The sequence below is a fragment of the Bacteroides sp. 2_2_4 genome (assembly GCF_000157055.1).
Taxonomy (GTDB): Bacteria; Bacteroidota; Bacteroidia; order Bacteroidales; family Bacteroidaceae; genus Bacteroides; species Bacteroides ovatus.
In genome coordinates this window covers 1-1393 of record NZ_EQ973396.1, presented here as the reverse complement: position 1 = coordinate 1393, position 1393 = coordinate 1, and the positions used below count along the sequence as shown (strand labels likewise).

Here is a 1393-nt window from a genome sequence, read left to right as displayed (position 1 = left end):
CCTGCAAACGGTGTAAAGCAGCATCCATATCACCATTCTGAATATCATAAAAAAGATAAGCCACCATGGTAGTTGCTTCAGGTGTCTTGTTATTTACATAATAAGGAAGAAGGCTCTCCATAAGTCCCAGCCTTACTTCTTTATTGGGAATATCCAGCGTATAAAGATCTAGCATCTTATTATAATCCTTAATAGTGATATACCCACTTTGGTACAATAAAGGCACTGCATCAGTCACCGTTTCAGTAGGAGCATCGAAAACTGAGGACTTTAGTTGTTTACATCCAATTTCGGAAGGTTTCACTCCGAATTTATTCAGCATCTTTATCAGATATGTGGGAGTACCGCTACCAAACCAATAAGAATTAAATTTACCATCCGCAAAAGCATTTAGCAAACTGAAAGGATTATATATATCGGGCGAAGGAGATGTAAAATGATAACCATCATAATTTTCTTTCAATTTCATCAAAGCCTCTTCAGGTGTTATCTCCAATTTCTTTGCCAATCCTCCCAAATCATCCTTCATTTGCAAACGTATCTCATCTTCACTAATTCCACAGATAGCAGCGTATGGCTCATCCATACTAATATTCTTTATATTATTCAACTCACTAAAAATACTTAGTTGGGAGAATTTGGTAATACCAGTCAGAAATACATATCGCAAATAAGGATCACAAGCTTTTAACGGGCTGTAGAAGTTACGCATGATGTTACGCAATACATCCAGATTTTCCCGTTCGTGCACCACATCCAGCAAAGGAGCATCATATTCATCAATAAGTACAACCACTTTCTTTCCGGTCTGCTCATAGGCACGTTTTATCAGTCCCATCAAACGCTGATTGGGATTAACCTCCTCCTCCAGCCGTCCATAAATCTGTTCATAACCATATAGTTTCAGATTCAATTCTTGGAGCAACTGTTCACTATCCGCATGTTTGGCAGTACTCATATCGAAGTGAAGCACCGGATATTCCACCCACTCCTTCTCCAGTTTCTCCATAGCCAATCCATGAAACAGCTCCTTGCGTCCGGAGAAATAGCTATGCAGCGTGGAAGTAAGTAATGACTTACCAAAGCGCCGTGGACGGCTCAAGAACATATATTTGGCAGAGGAATGTGTCATCCGATAAACATATTCCGTTTTATCAATATAGAGGTAATTCCCCTCCCGTATTTCCGAAAATGTCTGTATCCCAATGGGGTATCTTTGCAAATCTTCCATATCAATCATATTTATTACAATACTTAAGCATTTATAATCTCCCAGTCCCCAATCGTACACCGTTCGCTATCAAAGCTGACAGCCACCTTTACGACAGGCAATCCACATAAAGCAAAGCGTTCCGGATAATTCTTCAAATCAATTTGCTCCATCGCTTCACCC

At 39.7% G+C, this 1393-nt stretch carries 1 protein-coding gene; it reads right to left on the bottom strand.

Going from position 1 to position 1393, the window contains the following annotated elements:
- The coding region (locus tag BSCG_RS00125) for an AAA family ATPase (protein WP_083793695.1) at positions 1-1231 on the bottom strand (1231 nt) is incomplete at its 3' end.
- Positions 1232-1393 lie beyond the last annotated feature (162 nt).